Raw genomic sequence first — 452 nt, 5'->3', positions numbered from 1 at the left:
GCCATCGACTTACGCGTGCGCAGGCCGACGCACAGGAACTGAAGAATGCCAGAGACTCCGCTGAAGTGGTGGAAACCGCATTCTGTACTTTCGTGCTGTCGCGGATCGCAGGTGAAATTGCCAGTATTCTCGACGGGCTCCCCCTGTCGGTGCAGCGGCGTTTTCCGGAACTGGAAAACCGACATGTTGATTTCCTGAAACGGGATATCATCAAAGCCATGAACAAAGCAGCCGCGCTGGATGAACTGATACCGGGGTTGCTGAGTGAATATATCGAACAGTCAGGTTAACAGGCTGCGGCATTTTGTCCGCGCCGGGCTTCGCTCACTGTTCAGGCCGGAGCCACAGACCGCCGTTGAATGGGCGGATGCTAATTACTATCTCCCGAAAGAATCCGCATACCAGGAAGGGCGCTGGGAAACACTGCCCTTTCAGCGGGCCATCATGAATGC

The 452-nt window shown here is 55.5% G+C and carries 1 pseudogene; it reads left to right on the top strand.

The window, feature by feature from the left end:
- Positions 1-290, top strand: a pseudogene (locus tag MTCD1_RS18515) (DNA-packaging protein); the annotation flags it as partial.
- Positions 291-452: the final 162 nt, after the last annotated feature.

Origin of the sequence: Colwellia marinimaniae (assembly GCF_002207865.1) — a bacterium.
Lineage (GTDB): Bacteria > Pseudomonadota > Gammaproteobacteria > Enterobacterales > Alteromonadaceae > Colwellia > Colwellia marinimaniae.
Note: the sequence above shows the minus strand (reverse complement) of the source record. Positions and strands in the feature narration are given on the sequence as shown.